We start from the raw sequence: 239 nt of genomic DNA on the forward strand, positions 1-239 counted from the left end.
GTCCCGTGCCCGCGTCTACCGGTTCGAGGGAGACCTCTTCTCCGTGCTCATCGCCGGCAGCCGCGTCGCCGATGCGTCGGTGCCGGCGCAGCGCCGCGTGCGCGATGCGATGCTCGCCCCCCTCGCGGTGCGCGGCCACGAAGTGTTTGTGACCTTCAGCATCGGCTACAGCCTGTTCCCGGTCCAGGGGCAGGACGGCAACCGGCTGCTCGCCATCGCCGACGCCGCCCTGCACCAGG

At 72.0% G+C, this 239-nt stretch carries 1 protein-coding gene; it reads left to right on the plus strand.

The genetic code is table 11. The annotated features are described in order from the left end of the window. A partial coding sequence (locus ACTFO6_RS19675) for a diguanylate cyclase domain-containing protein (RefSeq protein ID WP_439935981.1) occupies positions 1-239 on the plus strand: 239 nt, incomplete at both ends.

Source organism: Pelomicrobium sp. G1, from assembly GCF_051905455.1.
Taxonomy (GTDB): Bacteria; Pseudomonadota; Gammaproteobacteria; order Burkholderiales; family UBA6910; genus Pelomicrobium.